The following is a 19,812-nucleotide window of genomic DNA, read 5'->3' as shown; positions in this document are numbered from 1 at the left end:
CATTGCAACAAAGGTCGTGTAGTCATGCAAGCGAAAGCGTGGCTTGGCGCCTGATACCCAAGACATGGTGCCAGACCGACAGCTTTTCAAGCATTCCGCCCTTTTCACAGCAGAATAGTGTTAACGAACACCATTTTCCATCAGCCACCACTAACAACCGCGCCGCGATCACTCACCGATATCTTCGTTCCAGACGTCCGGCTGCTCGCGAATGAAGGTCGCCATCAGCTCGCGGCAGCGCGCGTTGTCGACCACATCGACCTTGACGCCCAGGCCACGCAGGTGGTCTTCCGCGCCCATGAAGGTGTGGTTCTCACCGACCACGACATGCGGGATACCGTAGAGCTGGATGGCACCACTGCACATCGGGCACGGTGACAGCGTGGTGTAGAGCACGGATTCACGATAGACGCTGGCCGGCAGGCGACCGGCGTTTTCCAGTGCATCCATTTCACCATGCAACACCGTGCTGCCCTTCTGCTGGCGCTGATTGTGGCCACGACCGATGATCTTGCCATCATGGACGAGTACCGAGCCGATCGGCACGCCGCCAGCCGCATAGCCCTTTTCCGCCTCTTCAATGGCGGCCTGCAGGAAGCGCTCATGATCGGTAGTCATTGCTGTCATCGTCTTGCTCCAGATGCGGTGAATATTCAGTGGAGCGGCAGCCTACTGCCACTCACTGCTCGGCACAATACACTCAGCCCAGGCCCGCTTCGCCAGTCATCATCTGACGGGCGCGTCTCAGCCCTTCATTGCTGGCATTGGTGGGCTCGCCGACTTCAGTGGCAAGCTCGCGGAAACTGCCCATGGCACCCAGCAAGGCAGAGGCCTCGTAGGGAATGAAGACGCGATCACCTTCGCGCGCCATGTCCGGCAGCACCTGCAGATATTTCTGGCCCAGCATGTAGCCGACCACCAGCTGCGGGTCTTCCGCACCGATGGCATCGCGCAGCTGATAGATGGCCTGACGCTCACCTTCGGCGCGCAGAATCGCGGCCTGCTTGTCACCCTCGGCGCGCAGTACCGAAGACTGCTTCTCGCCCTCGGCGGTCGCGATGGCAGCTTCGCGCTGGCCATTGGCCTCGGTCACCGTGGCGCGACGCTTGCGCTCGGCCGCCATCTGCAGCCGCATGGCGTCCTCGACTTCCTCGGGCATGCTGATGTCCTGGATCTCGACGCGCGTCACCTTGACGCCCCACTTGTCTCCGACTTCATCCATGGTGATCTGCAAGGCGTCGTTGACCTCCTTGCGGCTCTCGAAGAGCTTGTCGAGCTCCATGCGACCGATCTCGGAGCGCAGGCTGGTCTTGGCCAGGACTTCGACGGCCTGGGTGAAGTTCTCGACTTCATAGACGGCGCGCTTGGGATCGACGATCTGGAAGTAGAGCGCGCCATTGACGGTCACGGTGACGTTGTCCGTCGTCACCACGCTCTGGCCGGGGAAGTCCATCACCGTCTCGCGGCGATCGATGCGCGTCTCCTCCACCACCAAGGGCAGATTGTCGCCCTTGACCTCACGATAACGGCGAATGGTGATCGAGCGCGGCTTGTCGATGAACGGAATCACCAGGTTCACGCCGGATTCCAGTGTGCGGCTGTAGCTGCCGAGGCGTTCGATGACGACGGCTTCTGACTGCTGGACGATCATCAATCCCTTGGCCAGCAGGATTACCACCAGCGCCAGTATGAAAAGAATGATGATGAGTCCCGGACTGATAATCATATTGCTCAACTCCCTTGAACTGGGCCGTATCCGCAAGCCCTTGTGAGATATCCGATCACGCTTGACCCGCTGCCACCACGACCGCGCCGTCGAGCCGCGATCTCATGGCGTCTTTGTGTCACTTCCTTTCGAGACAGTCTCCTTCGAGACAGGCTCGACACAGACGGTGATGCCTTCGACGCTGACGATCCTGACCGTGTCCCCTGCTGCCGGCGGCGTCTCCCCCTCCCAGCGTAGCGGATACTCATTGCCTGACACGCGCACGGCAGGTTTGCCGCCGTTGCCGATGATCACCTTGGCCAGCTGCCCGGTCTCCGCGCCGCTGCCCAGGGTACCGTAGGGCGTCCTGGGCAACAGATAGGGATGGATCTTGCGCACGAACAGCGGCACCAACACCAGGGCCGTGATCGCGACGCTGATCAACTGGAGGTTGAGCCCCGCCCCCAGCCCTGCCGCCAGAGCGCCCCCGAGGGCACTGACGCCCAGCGCCAGCAGCACGAACTGCGCACCCAGCAACTCAAGCCCCGCCAGAATCAACGCGAGGATGACCCAGATATGCCACGCCGCCAAACCGACCATGCAATCACTCCCTGAAGTCCTGACTCCCGCCCTGCGCGGCCGAGAGATTGGAAGAATACGCTGCCACCAACGCAACGAGCGCAGCCTGAGTAAACCTCAGACTGCGCTCGTGTACCAGCCAGCTCTCATGGCTCAGCCAGCGCTCAATGGCCCATCTGCGGGCTCATGAGTGTGTCAGCAGGGCGGCGTCCTGCGGGGCGACCAGACGCAGAGCGCCGGGAATCAGCTGGAATTCACTGTTCTCGATCAGGTAGCTCTCGCCATCGAGATTCACCGGCAGCGACTCACCACGATAGTGCAACGAGTCAGTGCGCACATAACGCACGAAATGGCCGTTGTCGGGAAGCGACTCCAGCTCCTCGATCACCTCACCCACCCGCGCGATGGGGAAGTCGCGGATCACCAGCACATCGAAGCAGCCATCATCGAGCAGCGCCCGAGGTGCCAGCTCCTGACCGCCGCCCGCCTGACGACCATTGCCGATCGCCAGCACGAACAACGCCAGCTCCTCCTCCACCCCGTTGAGGGTCACGCTGCCACGATAGGGGCGGAAGTCCCACGCCTTGAGCACGCCCATCAGCGAATAGGCCCCACCACCAAACAGCTTCTTGAGGCCACCGGGCGTCGAGCGCGTCACCTCGGCGCCGAAACCTGCCGAGGCCATGTTGAGGAAGTAGGCATCATCCAGCTGCACCACATCCACGGCTCGCGCCGCCCCTTCGCAGGCCAGCGCCAGCGATTCCGTCACCGGCTCGGGGATGCCGAGCGAGGTCGCCAGGTCATTGGCGGTGCCCAACGGCAGGATAGCGACTTCCGGACGCTTCGCGAGTGGATGCTGCATCAATGCATTGGCGATAAGATTGAGGGTGCCGTCACCGCCGCCAACGACCAGCCGCGTGACGCCTTCATCGACCGCCTCGCTCACCAGCCTCGCGACATCATCACCCTCGAAGGTCAACCGCACTTCAAGCCCTGCCATACGCTCACGCTGAGCGAAGATGGCCTCACGCAGCTCCGGCTGCTGAGCCTTGTCCCCGTTGAGTATCACGCGCACACGCGCCGCTGATTCCATGGTGCCTCCTTGGCGACATGCGGATCGAGCGTCAAGCATACTCTGGTCGGGGGCCTTCAATGAACCATCTCTGCCCCGCGGCCCGCCGCTGGCGCCAGCCAGAGAATTCTCCATGCCCAGCCAGTCGCACCGCGCAGTCGCACCGCGCAGTCGCACCGCGCAGTCGCACCGCGCAGTCTCACCGGCCAGTCATACCGACTAGACGCCCGGCTGACGTCGCGCGCCCAACAGCAGCAACGGCAGCACCATCACCACGCTGATGAGCAGCAGGCCCTGCTGGGGGGCGAGCGGCGTATTGAGCAACGCCGTTGCCACCACTGCCGAACCGCCGAGCTGGATGCTGCCGAGCAGCGCCGCCGCAGTGCCGGCACGCTCAGCGAAGGCCTCCAGCGCCAGGCTTGATGCCGCGCCGAGCGCCAGCGAGAAGCCGACCGACAGCACTGCCACCGGCACCATGAAGGCAGCGGCCGACAGTGGCAGCCAGGCGAAGGCGGCGCCCTGCATCAGGCCGGAGAGCAGGATGATCGCCAGCCCCAGGCGCACGGTGGGCTGACGGCCAAGGCGCGTGATCACGCGCGGTGCGAAGAAGAAGGTGATGATATTGATCACGGCATTGCCGCCGAACAGGGCACTGAAGACCAGCTCGGAGTGACCGAGGCGCTCGACCAGCAGCTCGGAGGACGACGACACATACAGCAGGATGGCGCTCATCGCGGCCATCGCGACCAGCGCTTGATACAGGAAGCGCCAGCTGGTCAGTACGGGGCGGTAGCGCGCCCAGTTGTACAGCGGACGCTCCACGACCGTCGTGGCAGGACGCGTCTCGCCAAAGCTCTTCCACGCCATCAGGCCTACGCACAGCGCGAAGGCGGCCATGAACAGGAAGTTGGAGCGCCAGCCGAACTGCACCGCCAGCAGGCCGCCCAGCACCGGTGCCAGCGCCGGAATGATGCACAGCGCACCATTCAGATAGCTGTACATCCTGGCACCCTGCTCCGGCGTGTAGCAGTCACGCACGGCCGCGAAGGCCACCGTCACCGTGGCGCACGCTCCCAGCCCCTGCAGGATACGCCCGAGATACAGCATGCTGATGTCCTGTGCCAGCACGGCGACCATCGCGCCGACGAGATAGACCGTCGCGCCACCCAACAGCGCCGGACGCCGTCCGTAGAGGTCGGTCAACGGGCCGACCAGAATCTGCCCGACACCCACAGCGCCCAGAAACAGCGTCACCGTCATCTGCATCACATCGGTGGGCTGGGCGAATTCGCGCGCCATCGCCGGCAGTGAGGGCAGATAGATATCGATCGCCAGCGGCGAGAACATCACGCAGCCGACCAGCAGCAACAGCAATAGTCGTGCGTTGGGCATGGGCCTTGCGGCAGCAGAGGAAGACACGGACATGGATAATCTCGAGAGTCAGAAGCCAAGGGCGGCCCGACAGAGGGGCCATCAAGAATCCGCAGAGCCTAGCGCCTGCGACTTATGAAGCAAAATGATATTATTTCAGGCCTGATATTCCACTGGAGAAACTCATGAGCGCGACAGCCCCGCAGACACCCGCAAGGCCGGTTGCCGCCCAGTCTCCAGCCGCGTCTTCACTGCCTGCGTCTTCGGGCTCAGCGCCAGCGACCACGCCCTTCAACACGCGCATCGATCTCAATCTGCTGCAGGTGCTGCAGGTGCTGCTGGAAGAATGCAGCGTGACGCGCGCGGCGGGTCGTCTGCACCTCTCGCAGTCTGCCGTCAGCAAGAGTCTGGCACGCCTGCGCGTGATGTTTGATGACGCCCTTTTCATTCGCGAACGCCATGGTCTGCGTCCCACGGCGCGGGCCCTGTCATTGCGTGGTGAACTGGCCGAGCTGCTCTCGCGTCTCGAGAACCTGAGCGCCCCTGCCACCTTCACCCCCGCCACCAGCCAGCGGCGCTTTCAGCTGGCGGTGCTGGAAAGCGCCTGGGCGACCCTGATGCCGTCCTGCACGCGCGCACTGACCGATGCGCTGCCGCATGGCAGCCTCGAGATCAGCCGCTGGCAAGCCGATTGCCTGAGCCTGATGGAAAAGGGCCAGCTGGATATCGGGCTTGCCGGACACGATCACAGTGCCGAGACCCCGGGCGAGCCGCCTGCCCTCCCCGCTGGTTTCCAGTCGCGCCTGCTGTGGCGCGACGACCATGTGATTCTGGTACGGCGTGATCATCCGCTCACGCGGCGCCAGACACCGATGACGCTGAGCGAATTCGCGGCCTTGAGTCATGTCCAGGCCACCTGCGAGGGGCGCTCACGCTGGTCGCTGGATGAGCGGTTGGAGCAGCACGGCGCACCACGCCGCATCAGCGTACTGGTGCCGGATTTCCGCGATGCCCTGAGCATCGTCGCGCACAGCGAGCTGGTGTTCTGCGCCCCCAGAAGCTTTGCCCAGGCCAGCAGCGAGCTGCATGGACTGGCGATCCTTGAGCTACCGATGCGCCTGCCCGCGCTCAGCTACCGCTTGATCTGGCATGCCAGCCACGAGCAGGACCCCGGGCACCGCTGGTTGCGACAGTCCCTGTTGACGCATATCCGCAACGCGCATGGGGAAGACGCCGAGGCCGCTGAGCTCTAGAATGGCCCCATTGTGAATTCGCCACCCGCCCTGCGGCACTGGCGCCGATACCCGCACGTCCCATGAGGTTCTGCCATGCGCTCCATCATCCGCCTGTTCTTCCGCACCCTGCGTCTGGTGCTGGCTCCCTTCATGCTGCTCAGCGAGAAGCTGACCCGCGGCAGCGCGCTCGAGCGCAGCCCCGCCCAGCAGGCCGAGGTGGACGCCGAGACGGCCAAGCTGGCGCTGTATCAGTTCTCGACCTGCCCGTTCTGCATCAAGGTGCGCAAGCGCATGCATCAGCTGAATCTGAACGTCGAGCAGCGCGACACCCAGCACAACGCCACTCACCGCCAGGCCCTCGAACAGGGTGGCGGTCGCGTCAAGGTGCCGTGCCTGCTGATCACCCATGACGATGGTCGCGAAGAGTGGATGTACGAATCCGACACCATCAATGCCTACCTGCAGGAGCGCTTCGGTAGCGCGGCCTGACAGGATACCGGCTGATACGACGCAGACCGCAAGAGGCCGCTCTCATGAGCGGCCTCTTGCGGTCTGGTGAGCGCGATCACGCGCGCTTGGGTGTCTCTCTTCTGCCTCTCATCAGGCCAGCGCCTGCGAGGCGGATGCCCGCTTGAGACGAGCCGCCTGGCGCATCTGATCCATCGCCCACACCATCGCCAACGTCAGCGCGACGGCCCCCAGGGTATGCGCCAGCGCCAGATCCAGCGGCAACCACCACAGCACATTGGCGATCCCCAAGCCTGCCTGCACCAGCCAACACCCCAGCGCCCAGCGCCAGGGGTTGTCAGGCGCCGCCGTCCGCGCCGGCAAGTGGCGGCGCTGGCGCCAATACAGCGCCAACAGCACCGCCCCCAGCAGCACGGCCCCGCCACGGTGCGCCATGTGGATGGCCGTGCGCGCCTCACCATGCAGCTGCCCGTGCAGGTAGCTGGGGCCGACATCCTGGGTCAGGTGGAAGCCCTCCCCCCAGTCCATCGCCGGCCATGCGGCCCCATTGCAGGCCGGGAAACCCTCACAGGCAAGCCCGGCATAATTGCTCGAGGTCCAGCCCCCCAGGGCCAGCTGCCCCAGCAGCAGAACCGCGGCCAGAGTGGCCAGCCAGGGCTGACGCCGGATGTGCGCTTCATCAGCGCCCGCCTTGTGTTGCTCATCTGTCACCTTGAGGTGCGCCGCCCGCCGTCTGAGTGATAGCCACAGCAACAGCAGCAGGCTCAATACGCTCAGGCCGCCCAGCAGATGCAGCGTCACCACCTGCGGCCACAGCTTCAGCGTCACGGTAAAGGCCCCGAACGCGCCCTGGACCAACAGCATGCCCAACAACAGCCAGCAGCCGGCCAGGGGAAAACGCGTGCGCGCCTCCGCGCCCCAGTGATCAGTCACCTTTGCCTCGCCGCTGCCACCCTCGAAGGCCTGCGACTGATGAGCCTCCCGACGGCGTATCCGCCAGCCCAGCGCGAGCAAAGCGATTGCCGCAAGCCCGAGCAGACTCGCCGCATAGCGATGGATCATCTCCGCCCACGCCTTGTAGCCTTCAAGCGGATGGTGCGGGCTATGCAGACTCGCGGTCTGGGCATCCGGCACGACCAGAGCGCCATAACAGCCCGGCCAGTCGGGGCACCCCAGACCGGCGTCCACCAGCCGCGTCCAGGCTCCCAGCCCGATCACCAGAATGACCAGTCCCAGCATGCTGGCGACCAGTCGCTGACTGCTGCGCCACAGGCGTGACGTCACCCGTCGGCTCGCCGCCTGCCGGGCGGCAGAGCCATGCACCAGATCAGACGACTGCTCAGGCGTCGCCATCGAGAAGGCCTGCGCGGCGGCAGCTTCATCAGTGGTGGCGTGACGCAGAAATGGCGGGCGAGGCAGCAACGCCGCCCCTCGTTGGCGAGCCCGCGAGACGGCGCAGGCCCGCGGTGGATAGCGCTTCTGTATGGCGAGGCGAGACATGGCATATCTCCCTGGTGAAGCGAAAGAAGATCACTCCCGGCCTGGCGAGGCGCGACCTATCGAGGTCCGGCCTAACGAGGCGCGACCTATCGAGGCCCGGCCTAGCGAGGCGCGACCGGATTACGCTTGAGCAGCCGGCGCACATCCTTCATCACGGCCTGCGGCGTGATCTCGGGCCCGTAGGCGACCACGACCTGCCCGTGAGGGTCGATCAGGCGTAACTGGTGCGGCGCGGAAGTGGTGTCGTTGGGCGCTGGCCAGCGCCCGAGCGCCCGTTGTTCGCCCGGCACCCGGGGGTGCACAAAGGCCTTTTCAGCCACCACCAGCCGGCCCAGGCGTGGCGCCTCCTTGCCAAGTGCGCGATGCAGGCGCCACCAGCGCTCGGCCTGCGCCGCGGCCAGCTGCGGCTGGTTCGGCTCCGGCCAGCTGAGCCAGAAACGCTGCTCATCCGCGCCTCGCGCGGCCAGCGGCGGCATGCCGGGGGCCTCCTTCGCGCCAACAGCGCCGCCAGTCGCGTTTCCTGTGGCGTTTTCGGTGACGTTGTCAGTGGCGTTCTCTGTCACGAGGTAGTCGAGCGACCAGTCCGTGAGCGGCTTGACCTTTGGCAACAGGGCACCATTTGCCACCCGCCCCTCGGGAATCCCTACCTGTGCGCTCAGCATGGCCCACGCCAAGGGCAGCGGGGCGGACAACAGCCCCAGCAAGGCCACGAGTTTCAGACGCTGTCGCATCACGTGTGTCATCGCTCTCCTCCTGACGACGGCTTCCCTGCATGTCCGGGCGTGCGGACAACAGACTCAAGACACAAGCACCGGGCGCTAGGCCTGGCGCTGACGTAGCGCGGACTGACGTTGACGGCGCGCACCCAGAATCATGACCACCGCCGCTCCCAGGCTGAGCCCCAGCCACTGCAGCGCATAGGCGTAATGGCGCTCCGGCGTCATGTTGCTCGGCTGCCACCAGGGCAGGAATCGCCCCTCCCCGCTCGTCTGGTGCAGGACACCCGCAAAGGCCGGTGTGCCCAGCGCCTGCCAGGCGCTCAGATCGACCTGCTGCAGGCGCTGCCCCTCGCGATTGGGGCCGAACAGTGGTCCACCGCTGGTGCCCTGGCCGTTCAACCACTGCCAGCGACCACTGATCACCCCAGAGCCTGTCGGGGTCGTGAACTCCGGGTCGCTGCGCGGGGCCGGCGATGCCACGAAGCCGCGCTCCACCAGCCACCAGCGGCCATCCAGCGTTCGAAAGGGCGTGAGCACCGCCACGCCATGGCGCTTGTCCAGCGTGCGGTTGTCCAGCAGCAGGCTGTGCTCCGCGAGCCACTCGCCGCGCAGCTCGATCAGGCTGGCACTGGCGGGCGGTGCCGTCGGCATCACCAGCTCCGGCGCGCTGGCGGTATCCTCCAGATGCTGGGCACGCGCCTGGCCACGCATCACCTGCCAGCTGCACAGACACAGGCCGAGCACGATCAGGCATCCCCAGAACAGCCACCAGCCGCGTCCGACCTGGTGCTCCTGCGTCGCCGCCGTTGAAGACGCCTGCGCCGCTGGCACTGACTTGCGCTTGTCAGCCGAATGAGCTCGACTGTCACAAGCGAGTGCCGCGCTGTGCTCACCCGCCACTGTCTGCGCCCCGGGAGGTGACATGCTGCTCAAATCGCTGATCGCACTGGTCTTTATCGGCATGCTGGCAAGCCTGGTCGCCGGCGCCGGTTTTCTGCTGCGCGATGGCAGCCGCAGTCGACGCCTGCTGACCTCTCTCAAATGGCGGGTTGGCCTGGCAGTGTGTCTGGTGATTCTGCTGGTCATTGGCTTCTCCACCGGAATGCTGGACTGACATCACGCCGCGTGCTGTCAGAACACATAGACGAACAGGAACAGACCGATCCACACCGCATCGACGAAGTGCCAGTACCAGGCAGCCGCTTCGAAGGCGAAGTGACGTTCACTCGAGAAGTGGCCGCGTATCACGCGCACCAGCATCACGATCAGAATCAGGGTGCCGATGGTGACGTGCAGACCATGAAAACCGGTCAGCAGGAAGAAGGTGCCGCCATAGACTCCCGCCTGCAGCGTCAGCCCCAGGTGGTGCCAGGCCTCGTAGTATTCGATGCCCTGCAGGGACAGAAAGCACAGCCCCAGCACCACGGTGCCCGCCAGCCAGTTGCGCGCCGTGCGCCGAAACTCCATCTTCAGCGCTTCATGCGCCACCGTCAGGGTGACGCTGGAACTGACCAGCAACAGCGTATTGGCCAGCGGCAGCTGCCAGGGCGACAGCAGCTCTCTGGGTCCGGCGATGCTGGCATCCGGCGGCGTCATCAGGGGCCAGCTGGCGGTGAAGTCAGGCCACAGCAGCGCTGTCACTCCCTTGGCGCCCTCACCATCGAGCCAGGGCAGCGCGAAGGTTCGCAGATAGAACAGCGCCCCGAAGAAGGCCGCGAAGAACATCAATTCCGAGAAGATGAACCAGGCCATGCCCCAGCGGAACGAGCGGTCCATCTGGTCATCGTAGAGGCCGCCCATCGACTCGCGCACCACATCCCGAAACCAGCCTGCCATCACCAGCACCACGGCCAGCAGACCGATGCCTGACAACCAGGCGGCGCTGCCGTGCACCATCCAGATTCCGGTCCCGATCATCATGCCGCCCACCGCCAGCACGCCGAAGATGGGCCAGGCACTGTGGGCCGGGACGTAATAGCTGCCACTGCTCATGTTTCACCTCCTGCAGAATGCTCTGCACCATCGTCCCCCGCGGATGACGGCGTCGTGACCGGATAGAGCGTGTACGCCAGGGTCAGATCACGAATGCCCTCCGGAAGGTCAGGGTCGACCTGAAAGACCAGCGGCAGCTCGCGCCGCTCGCCTGCTGCCAGCGTCTGCTCCTGGAAGCAGAAGCACATGATCTTGCGCAGATGCAGTGAGCCCTCGGCAGGACTGACACTGGGGACCGCGCGGCCACGCACCGGGTAATCGGCGTGATTGGTGAACACGAAACGCGCGCTGTACTGGCCACCGGGATGGATGCGGAACTGTTCATCCAGCGCCTCGAGTGTCCACGGCAGGCCCTGCCCCTGCTGGGTGATGAAGCGCACCGAGACCCAGCGGCTCTCGTCGATCTCCATGGCCACCGCGGCCCTGGCCTGACTGGCGGCCTTGCCATTCAGGCCGGTGAGATTGCAGAAGACGTCATAGAGCGGCACCAGCGCGAAGGCGAAGCCCAGCATCGCGACCAGCGCCAGCAGCGTGCGCCGCACGGTGCGTGCCACTGCCTGTTGCTGTTGTGCTGCGTGATCGCGTGAGGGCATGTCACTCTCCTGGCCGCTGTCCATCGCTCAGCGGATGATCTGGCCATCGCGGGTCTGCGGAGGAATCTCGAAGGTATGCAGCGGCGCCGGGCTCGGCACGCTCCACTCCAGGTCCACCGCGCCCTCCCAGGCACACGCCGGCGCTCTGACACCGCCGCGCGCGCACTTGACGATCACGACCAGGAACAGCAGCTGCGAGATACCGAACAGGAAGGCGCCGATGCTGGACAGCATGTTGAAGTCGGCGAATTGCAGCGCGTAATCCGGGATGCGGCGCGGCATGCCGGCCAGCCCCGAGAAGTGCATCGGGAAGAAGGTCAGGTTGACGCCGATGACCGACAGCCAGAAATGCCACTTCGAGAGCCCCTCGTGGGGATAGAAGCCGGTCCACTTGGGCAGCCAGTAGTAGGCTCCGGCGAGAATCGCGAACAGCGCGCCGGGCACCAGCACATAGTGGAAATGCGCCACCACGAAGTAGGTGTCGTGGTACTGGAAATCCGCCGGGGCGATGGCCAGCATCAGGCCCGAGAAGCCGCCGATGGTGAACTGGACGATGAAGGCGATCGCAAACAGCATCGGGGGCTCGAAGCTGATGGAGCCGCGGAACATGGTGGCGATCCAGTTGAAGACCTTCACGCCGGTCGGCACCGCGATCAGCATCGTCGTGTACATGAAGAACAGTTCCGCCACCAATGGCAGGCCGACGGCGAACATGTGATGTGCCCAGACCAGGAAGGACATGATCGCGATGGAGCCGGTGGCATAGACCATCGAGGCATAACCGAACAGTCGCTTGCGCGAGAAGGTCGGCACGATGGCGGACACGATGCCGAAGGCCGGCAGGATCATGATGTAGACCTCGGGATGCCCGAAGAACCAGAACAGATGCTGGAACAGCACCGGGTCGCCGCCACCGGCGGCATTGAAGTAGCTGGTGCCGAAGTTGATGTCGAACAGCATCATCGTGATGGCGCCCGCCAGCACCGGCATCACCGCGATCAGCAGGAAGGCGGTGATCAGCCAGGTCCAGACGAACAGCGGCATGTCCATCAGGCGCATGCCCGGGGCACGCAGATTGAGGATGGTGGCGATGATGTTGATGGCGCCGAGAATCGAGCTGATGCCGGCGATGTGCAGCGAGAAGATGAAGAAGCTGGTCGAGGGCGGCGCATAGGTGGTGGACAGCGGCGCGTAGAAGGTCCAGCCGAAGTTGGGGCCACCGCCCTCCATCAGCAGGGTGGAAAGCAGCAACAGGAAGGCGACCGGCAACAGCCAGAAGCTGAAGTTGTTGAGGCGCGGCAGCGCCATGTCGGGCGCGCCGATCTGCAGCGGAATCATCCAGTTGGCCAGCCCGGTGAAGGCCGGCATGATGGCGCCGAACACCATGACCAGCCCGTGCATGGTGGTCATCTGGTTGAAGAACTCCGGCTGCACCATCTGCAGGCCGGGCTGGAACAGCTCGGTGCGGATCACCAGCGCCATGATGCCGCCGATGAACAGCATGCTCAGCGAGAAGATCAGATAGAGGGTGCCGATATCCTTGTGATTGGTGGTCAGCAGCCAGCGCAGCATGCCGCGCGGCGCGCTGCCGTGGCCCTCGCCCACATGAGCGCCGCCTGCGGTGGCACCCTCGCTCTCGCTGGCCTGAAGTACCGCCTTGCGTGGCTGTTCACTGGCCATGACACGCCTCCTGAATGCGTCGCTTGCACGCTATTGAGACAGCTGTTCCTTGATGACGGCTGGCTGCACCAGCTCGCCGGTATCGTTGCCCCAGGCGTTGCGCTCATAGGTGATGACAGCCGCCAGCTCGACCGGGCTCAGCACATCGGCGAAGGCCGCCATGGGCGTGCCCGCCTTGCCGTTGACCACGATATCGATGTGCGCCTGCATGTCCTGGGTGACGATGGCGCTGCCCACCAGCGAGGGGAACGCCGGCGGCATGCCCTGGCCATCCGGCTGATGACAGGAGGCACAGATGGTGGCGTAGGTCTTCTCGCCCTTCTCCATCAGCTCCTCGAGACTCCAGTCACGACCGGCATCGTTGAGCGCGGCCTCGGCTTCGGCCTTGCGCGCGATCAGCCACTCATCGAACTCGGCCTCCGGCAACGCCTCGACCACCACCGGCATGAAGCCGTGGTCCTTGCCACACAGCTCGGTGCACTGGCCACGATAGGTGCCGGGGGTCTCGATACGCGTCCAGGCCTCATTGATGAAGCCGGGAATGGCGTCCTTCTTGACGCCGAAGTCCGGCACCCACCAGGAGTGGATGACGTCGGCGGAGGTGGTCAGGAAGCGCACCTTGCGATTGATGGGCAACACCAGCGGGTTGTCGACTTCCAGCAGGTAATGCTCGCCCTTGGCGGCGGTGTTGTTGATCTGCTCGCGCGGGGTCGCGAGGCTTGAGGTGAAGGCGACATCCTCGCCCAGATACTCGTACTGCCAGCGCCACTGATGGCCGGTGATCTTCACGTCCAGCGCCGACTCGGAGGCGTCGTACATGTCCTTGAGCGTGGCGGTGGCAGGCACCGCCATCACCACCAGAATCAACAGCGGGATGGCGGTCCACAGAATCTCGATACGGGTGTTTTCATGAAAGCTTGCCGATACCGCACCGCGTGACTTGCGGTGCTTGATCATCGCGTAGCCCATCACACCGAATACCACGATGCCGATGACCACACAGATCCAGAAGATGATCATGTGCAGCGAGTGGATCTCGCGACTGACCGCGGTGACCCCGACCGGCATGTTGTATTCGACTGCCAGCACCGAAGGGGAAAGGACTGTCAGTGACAGGGTCGTCAGTGACAGAGTCGTCACTGCGCGTCGCAAGCGCAGACGCATTGGCCTGGTGACACGGGAAAGGCATTCCGCGATCCATGACATCGGCGCCTCCTTGTCATTGTTATCGAGAGCCTCACCCAGATGACGGCGCTGAGCGGCTCCCCGTGCTCCGACTTGCTTCGAGTATAGAAGAGCTTGGCGGAACACAAGGTCGCGTGGATCAACCCACTGATACTCCTTGGTCGCAAGGCAGAGCGAGGCAAAAACGGCTACCCCGCGCGTGATGCCGCCTGAGCACAAGGCGGTGGCGCGCTTCTGCGTTCAGTCCACGCATGAAGGCGGCGATTGAGTCATTGCCAAGAAGTCGGCTGGCGACATGCCGGCGCGCGGCGGGGCGACCAATGGCGAAGTTATATGCGCATTTATCGATGTTAGCGTCACGCCGATCTGCACCAGTGTGTTGAAAGTCTTGCTTGAAAGCCCTGACGGAAGGTCTTGCTCGGCGGACGCTCGACAGCGGCATATCGACCTGACAACCAGCACACGCCAGCACGCCCTACTCAATCCATCACCACGCCACTCGGAATCTGCCATGAACGCCATCTGGCTTGCCCTGTTCGGCTGCGTTGCCTTCGCCATCGGCTATCGCTTCTATTCCCGCTTCCTGGCCGAACGCATCTTCCGCCTCGACCCGAATTTCGTGACGCCAGCCCACGCGCTGCGCGATGACACCGACTACCTGCCGACCAATCGTTGGGTGCTGTGGGGTCACCATTTCACCTCGGTGGCGGGCGCAGCCCCCATCGTCGGTCCGGCGATCGCCGTCTACTGGGGCTGGCTGCCGGCCGTGTTGTGGGTCGTACTGGGCAGTCTGTTCGCGGCAGGCGTGCATGATTTCGGCACCTTGACGCTATCGGCGCGCCATCGCGGCCAGTCGGTGGGCACCCTGGCGGACAAGCTGATCGGCAAGCGTGCCAAGCTGCTGTTTCTGTTCATCATCCTGATTCTGGTCTTGATGCTGAACGCGGTGTTCGCCTGGGTGATCGCCAATCTGTTCATCAACTTCCCGGCCAGCGTGCTGTCGGTGCTGATCCAGATTCCGCTGGCGGTATGGATCGGCCATCGCGTCTATCGTCGCGGCGGCAAGATGCTGATTCCCTCACTGCTCGCACTGATGGTGATGTATGCCGCCGCCCTGCTGGCGGGTCAGTTCGAATTCCTGCAGATCGATCTGGCCGGTGCCTTCACCGCCATGGCCGGTGGCGAGGATGCCACCCTGCTGTTCGGCCTTTCGCCCATCTCCAGCGCCTTCTTGGTATGGATCATCGCGCTGATGAGCTATGTCTACATCGCCTCGGTATTGCCGGTCTGGAAGCTGCTGCAGCCACGCGACACCATCAACTCTCACCAGCTGGTGGTCGGGCTGGTGCTGCTGTATCTGGGACTGGCCGTAGGTGGCCCGCAGCTGACGGCGCCGGCCTTCAACGCCGATGCCGAGATGTCCTTCTACCCGCTGCTGTTCATCACCATTGCCTGCGGCGCCATCTCGGGCTTCCACGGTCTGGTCGCCTCCGGCACCACCTCCAAGCAGCTGTCCCATGAACCGGATGCGCGCCTGATCGGTTACTCCGGCGCGCTGGGCGAAGGCATGCTGGCGCTGATTTCCATCATCGCGGTGGCGACCCTGTTCGCAACCCAGGCCGACTTCACCGCAACCTATTCAAGCTTCGCCGCGGCGGGTGCCAATGGCCTCTCGAGCTTCGTTCAGGGGTCCGGTCAGCTGATCTCGCACCTCGGCCTGCCCGCCAACGTCGGCAGTACGCTGGTCGCGGTCATCGTGGTCAGCTTCGCAGCGACCACGCTGGACTCCGCCGTGCGCCTGATGCGCTACATCATCGCGGAACTGGGCAGCGAATACGGCATGCCAGCGCTCAGCCACAAGCACGTCGCCACCAGCATCGCCGTCATCGCCAGTGCCGCGCTGGTCATCCTGCCGCAGGGGCCCAAGGGCTTCGGTTCCGGCGGCTACCTGCTGTGGCCGTTGTTCGGCACCAGCAATCAGCTGCTGGCGGGTATCTCGCTGATGCTGGTCTCGGTGTGGCTCAAGCGTCAGGGCCGCCCTGTCATCTATACCCTGGCCCCGATGGTCTTTTTGATGATCATGACGCTGTGGGCGATGGTGCAGCAGGTGGTGCTGGATTGGTCGGGCATGGGCAGCAACGACCCGCAATGGCTGTTGTTCACCTTCGGCAGCCTGATCATGGTGTTTGCGCTGTGGATTCTGCTCGAAGCCAGCCGCAGTCTGAAGTCTCCCGCCCGAGTGAGCGCTCATGAGAGCTGATGACGATACCCGGTTGGCGTCATCACCACGCCAGCCGGGACTGACAAGGCGCCTGCTGACAGGCGCCATTCAGCTGCGGGATGGCTGGGAGGCCATGCTGCGCGTCAACCAGCAGCGCGATCTGGCGCAGCTTGCCCGTGAGGAGGAGGACATCTTCATGATGATGAGCTTCGCGGAGCTGATGGGCATCCCCAATCCGGCACCTGCCGTCTCGCTGGAGATGCTGCCGCTGATGCTGGAACGCATGCATGACTGGCACCTGCGTCAGGGGCTTGAGCATTCACCGCTGGAGGGCATCAAGTGCTGTTGAGCAGGCTCTGGAAACGCGCGGCATCCCGCAAGGCGAAAGATACGACTGTGCCGGAAGGCACTCAGCCGTCAGCGGCTCACGAGACTCACACTCATCAGTCTGGCCGAGCGCCGGGGCAAGCCGGGAAATCGGAGCTCCCCGAGATCTGGTTCTTCGGTGGCAAGGGCGGTGTCGGCAAGACCAGCTGCGCGGCGGCCCAGGCGCTGGCACTGGCGGAGAAAGGCGAAGCGACCCTGCTGGTATCGACAGACCCCGCGCACAATCTGGGCGACCTGTTCGGTGCGATCGGTGGCAAGCCCTGCAACATCGCGCCGCGCCTCGACGTGATGGAACTGGACCCCGAGCGGGAATGCGGCCGCTACCTGGAGGCGGTCCGCCAGCGGATCGCCCCCCTGGTAAGTGGCGAGCGCAGCGCCACCGTGATGCGCCAGCTCGAACTGTCACGCCACGCCCCCGGCACCAGTGAAGCGGCCCTCTTCGATGCGCTGGTGGAAATCATCCTGACTCCGCCAGCCCCGCTGGAAAATGAAGCTTCACACTATCGCCACATCCTGTTCGATACGGCCCCCAGCGGGCACACCATTCGCCTGCTCAGTCTGCCCGAAGTGCTGGGCGGCTGGCTGGAGGGCATGCTGGGTCAGCGCAGGCGCGCCGTCGCCGAACGCAGCCTGTGGCTGGACAGTCAGCAGGCATCAGAGACGCCAGGCGAAGAAGCGCCGGAAGACCCGATCAGCGAGGCGCTGGAGCAACGCCGTACGCGCTACGCAGCATTGCGTCAGCGCTTGAGCGATACCCGCCGGGCGCGCGTGATTCTGGTCAGCACGCCAGAGAAGCTGCCGTGTCTGGAGACAACTCGAACACGAGAGGCGCTGGAAGCTCATGGCCTGGCCGTCGGCGGCTTGATCATCAATCAGTGCCTGCCGGAGCCCGCCGCGCAAGAGGCTGGCAAGCCCCCCTCAACGCCCCACGAGCCGCAGGCTGACTGGGTCGCGACCTGGCGAGAACAGCAACGGCACTGGGCCGCCAGACTGGAGGAGGCCTTCGCTGATCGCCCGCGCCTGCGTCTGCTGCGCCAACCACAGCTGCCGGAGGACCGCGCAAGCCTTGCCCCGCTGGTGGCGCAATTCGCGGCGTTCCGCCCCTGGTCACCCGCCCCTGCCGCGTCCTCTTGCGGTTGCGCTGCTCCCGCCAGATGACTCAAGAGGTTGCCCTGCGTTTCAGCTCTTCAGCCCCTCAGCGCTCGAGCTCTTTCGCCCTCCCGCTCTCCCGCTCTCCCGCTCTCCCGCTCTCCCGCTCTCCGGACCTCACGCTGATCCGCTGATCCGTCATGTGCTGACGACATGCATTCGCGTACAGGGCGGGGGAGTTCATCATTCAGACACTTCGATCTGATAACTTATTCAGAATTTGCGCATATTGATGCACCATCACTGCCCTGGCCTCACCTGACTTGTGCACGCACCTTGAGTTAGGCGAGGCATGTGCACGCCTGCGGGCATGGCAAGCGAATTGCATTGTCTTGCATCCCCCTCCATGACGTTCAGAGTGCTGCTCACATGGCAACAATCTGTTGCAACAGGGTGCGCAATAACTGCACAAAACAACCATACAGTCGCCTCGCCATTCCGATAGAATAGCGGGCTAAATATCTTCCTCATCATGACATCGTTGCTTTGGCCTGCCGCGCCGGCGGTGAGTCACAATGTGGCGATGATGACGCACTTCAGCCCCTGAACTTCGTAAAGGACGCTCCATGGCCCCGACTTCCCCCAGTCAATCCCGCTTGCAGAGACACCCATTGGCTTTCAATGCCCGCCGCCTCGGCCTGCTTCCGGCAAGCCTGCTGCTGGTCGGTGCCCTGCTGGCCGGCTGTAGCGGCGACAAGGAGGAGGCTGGCCAAGGCCCCGCCGCAGGCGCCAGCCAGGCCGCTCAGGTCGATGTCGTCACCGTCACTGCCCAGGATGTACCGCTCACCAGCGAGCTTCCGGGCCGCACGCGTGCCTATCAGATCGCGGAAGTGCGTCCGCAGGTCGGCGGCATCATCGAATCGCGCGACTTCACCGAAGGCAGTGACGTCGAGGAAGGTCAGGTGCTCTATCACATCGATTCGCGCACCTATCGCGCCGATGTCGAGAGCGCCAAGGCGAGCCTGGCGCGTGCCGAGGCGAGTCTCAACACCTCGAGCCTCAAGGCCAAGCGCTACAAGAACCTCGTCGCGCGCAAGATGGTCAGCCAGCAGGATTATGATGATGCCGTGGCCACCGTCGGCGAAGACCGTGCCGATGTCGCCTCGGCCAAGGCCGCGGTATCCAGCGCGCAGATCAACCTGGATTACACCAAGGTCACCTCACCGATCAGTGGTCGTATCGGCAAGTCCAGCGTCACCAAGGGCGCACTGGTCACGGCCAGTCAGGAAACCAGCCTGGCCACCGTCCAGCAGCTGGACCCCATCTATGTCGACCTGACCCAGTCCGCCACCGAGGTGCTGCGTCTCAAGCGTGAGCTGGGCGAGAATCGCGATGCCGCCACCGCCCCGGTCCAGACGGAAGTCGAGCTGGTGATGGAAGACGGCAGCGTCTATGGCGCCAAGGGCAAGCTGCAGTTCGCGGATGTCACTGTCGACCAGGGGACCGGCATGGTCACACTGCGCGCACTGTTCCCCAACGAAGATGAGCTGCTGTTGCCGGGCATGTTCGTGCGTGCCCGCCTGACCGAAGCCGTCGCCAAGGATGCCATCCTGATTCCGCAGAAGGCCGTGAGCCGTGACAGCACGGGCCAGGCCAGCGTGATGACGGTCAATGCCGAGAACAAGGTCGAGGCCAAGCAGGTCGTGATCGGTCAGGCCATCGACAATCAGTGGCTGGTGACCAGCGGCCTCGACAGCAATGACAAGGTCATCGTCAGCGGTCTGCAGAAGATCAAGCCGGGTGCCACGGTCGAGATCGCCTCGGACGAGACAGGCACTGACCAGAACGCCGCACCTCAGTCGCGGACTGCTGCCAGCAGCGACTCCTCGGAAAGTGAACAGGCCAAGACCGGCGATAGCCAGTAAGCCTGCCCCCGCTTTTCGCGCCACTGTCGCCAGCCAGACGAGAGACGCTTCTCGTGTGACTGGCGACCGTCCCGAACGACGTTCCAGGAGC

At 64.3% G+C, this 19,812-nt stretch carries 19 protein-coding genes; 7 read left to right on the top strand and 12 right to left on the bottom strand.

What is annotated here, in order from left to right; translation table 11 throughout:
* Positions 1–168 precede the first annotated feature (168 nt).
* From HA399_RS04870 to HA399_RS04850, 5 genes are all read right to left on the bottom strand, one after another.
* Complete coding sequence (locus tag HA399_RS04870) at positions 169–627, bottom strand: nucleoside deaminase (protein WP_373456560.1); 459 nt, start codon at positions 625–627, stop codon at positions 169–171.
* A gap of 73 nt (positions 628–700) precedes the next feature.
* Positions 701–1,726 (bottom strand): SPFH domain-containing protein, encoded by a 1,026-nt coding sequence (locus HA399_RS04865; protein WP_043337056.1) that lies wholly within the window; start codon positions 1,724–1,726, stop codon positions 701–703.
* 102 nt (positions 1,727–1,828) lie between these two features.
* Positions 1,829–2,305: an NfeD family protein gene (locus tag HA399_RS04860; protein WP_404326253.1), complete on the bottom strand. Its 477-nt coding sequence runs from the start codon at positions 2,303–2,305 to the stop codon at positions 1,829–1,831.
* A 163-nt stretch (positions 2,306–2,468) separates the two neighbouring features.
* Complete coding sequence (gene yegS / locus HA399_RS04855; protein WP_404326251.1) at positions 2,469–3,377, bottom strand: lipid kinase YegS; 909 nt, start codon at positions 3,375–3,377, stop codon at positions 2,469–2,471.
* A gap of 198 nt (positions 3,378–3,575) precedes the next feature.
* Complete coding sequence (locus HA399_RS04850; protein WP_225347735.1) at positions 3,576–4,781, bottom strand: multidrug effflux MFS transporter; 1,206 nt, start codon at positions 4,779–4,781, stop codon at positions 3,576–3,578.
* Positions 4,782–4,912: 131 nt separating this feature from the next.
* On the opposite strand from HA399_RS04850, the gene HA399_RS04845 reads away from it, so the two are divergent.
* Together HA399_RS04845 and HA399_RS04840 are read left to right on the top strand one after the other, a co-directional pair.
* Entirely contained in the window at positions 4,913–5,980 is a 1,068-nt protein-coding gene (locus tag HA399_RS04845; protein WP_404326249.1) for a LysR family transcriptional regulator, read from the top strand.
* 75 nt (positions 5,981–6,055) lie between these two features.
* Positions 6,056–6,451 (top strand): glutathione S-transferase N-terminal domain-containing protein, encoded by a 396-nt coding sequence (locus HA399_RS04840; RefSeq protein ID WP_043337063.1) that lies wholly within the window; start codon positions 6,056–6,058, stop codon positions 6,449–6,451.
* 111 nt (positions 6,452–6,562) lie between these two features.
* On the opposite strand, the gene HA399_RS04835 is transcribed toward HA399_RS04840, so the two are convergent.
* The 3 genes from HA399_RS04835 to HA399_RS04825 form a co-directional block, all read right to left on the bottom strand.
* Positions 6,563–7,669, bottom strand: coding sequence for a heme A synthase (locus HA399_RS04835; RefSeq protein ID WP_404326904.1), 1,107 nt, complete (start codon positions 7,667–7,669; stop codon positions 6,563–6,565).
* 362 nt (positions 7,670–8,031) lie between these two features.
* Positions 8,032–8,673 (bottom strand): hypothetical protein, encoded by a 642-nt coding sequence (locus HA399_RS04830; protein ID WP_404326247.1) that lies wholly within the window; start codon positions 8,671–8,673, stop codon positions 8,032–8,034.
* A gap of 75 nt (positions 8,674–8,748) precedes the next feature.
* Complete coding sequence (locus HA399_RS04825; protein ID WP_404326246.1) at positions 8,749–9,480, bottom strand: SURF1 family protein; 732 nt, start codon at positions 9,478–9,480, stop codon at positions 8,749–8,751.
* Positions 9,481–9,571: 91 nt separating this feature from the next.
* Here HA399_RS04825 and HA399_RS04820 point away from each other — a divergent pair, with 91 nt between their 5' ends.
* Positions 9,572–9,763, top strand: a complete 192-nt coding sequence (locus HA399_RS04820) for a DUF2909 domain-containing protein (protein ID WP_043337068.1) — start codon at positions 9,572–9,574, stop codon at positions 9,761–9,763.
* A gap of 17 nt (positions 9,764–9,780) precedes the next feature.
* Here HA399_RS04820 and HA399_RS04815 read toward each other — a convergent pair whose 3' ends face one another.
* The 4 genes from HA399_RS04815 to coxB are packed head-to-tail and all read right to left on the bottom strand — an operon-like array spanning position 9,781 to position 14,120.
* Complete coding sequence (locus HA399_RS04815) at positions 9,781–10,641, bottom strand: cytochrome c oxidase subunit 3 (protein ID WP_286987297.1); 861 nt, start codon at positions 10,639–10,641, stop codon at positions 9,781–9,783.
* Complete coding sequence (locus HA399_RS04810; protein ID WP_192838461.1) at positions 10,638–11,234, bottom strand: cytochrome c oxidase assembly protein; 597 nt, start codon at positions 11,232–11,234, stop codon at positions 10,638–10,640. Before HA399_RS04810 ends, HA399_RS04815 begins: the two co-directional genes overlap by 4 nt.
* 27 nt (positions 11,235–11,261) lie before the next feature.
* Positions 11,262–12,914 carry a cytochrome c oxidase subunit I gene (gene ctaD, locus HA399_RS04805; RefSeq protein ID WP_404326244.1) on the bottom strand — a complete coding sequence of 551 codons (1,653 nt, stop codon included), beginning with the start codon at positions 12,912–12,914 and terminating at the stop codon, positions 11,262–11,264.
* 30 nt (positions 12,915–12,944) lie between these two features.
* Positions 12,945–14,120, bottom strand: coding sequence for a cytochrome c oxidase subunit II (gene coxB / locus HA399_RS04800; protein ID WP_404326242.1), 1,176 nt, complete (start codon positions 14,118–14,120; stop codon positions 12,945–12,947).
* Between the two features lie 490 nt (positions 14,121–14,610).
* On the opposite strand from coxB, the gene HA399_RS04795 reads away from it, so the two are divergent.
* The 4 genes from HA399_RS04795 to HA399_RS04780 all read left to right on the top strand — a co-directional run bounded on the left by HA399_RS04795 (position 14,611) and on the right by HA399_RS04780 (position 19,721).
* Positions 14,611–16,359, top strand: a complete 1,749-nt coding sequence (locus HA399_RS04795) for a carbon starvation protein A (RefSeq protein ID WP_284726292.1) — start codon at positions 14,611–14,613, stop codon at positions 16,357–16,359.
* Positions 16,349–16,669 carry a cory-CC-star protein gene (locus HA399_RS04790; RefSeq protein ID WP_199852375.1) on the top strand — a complete coding sequence of 107 codons (321 nt, stop codon included), beginning with the start codon at positions 16,349–16,351 and terminating at the stop codon, positions 16,667–16,669. Before HA399_RS04795 ends, HA399_RS04790 begins: the two co-directional genes overlap by 11 nt.
* Before the next feature lie 47 nt (positions 16,670–16,716).
* The gene (locus HA399_RS04785; protein ID WP_404326241.1) at positions 16,717–17,865 is read left to right on the top strand and encodes an ArsA family ATPase; all 1,149 of its coding nucleotides are present in this window, start codon (positions 16,717–16,719) and stop codon (positions 17,863–17,865) included.
* A gap of 557 nt (positions 17,866–18,422) precedes the next feature.
* The gene (locus HA399_RS04780; protein WP_404326239.1) at positions 18,423–19,721 is read left to right on the top strand and encodes an efflux RND transporter periplasmic adaptor subunit; all 1,299 of its coding nucleotides are present in this window, start codon (positions 18,423–18,425) and stop codon (positions 19,719–19,721) included.
* The last annotated feature ends 91 nt before the right edge of the window (positions 19,722–19,812 follow it).

The organism is Cobetia sp. UIB-001 (genome assembly GCF_044789135.1).
In the GTDB taxonomy this organism is placed as follows: domain Bacteria; phylum Pseudomonadota; class Gammaproteobacteria; order Pseudomonadales; family Halomonadaceae; genus Cobetia; species Cobetia amphilecti.
This window is presented reverse-complemented; position numbering and strand designations above follow the sequence as displayed.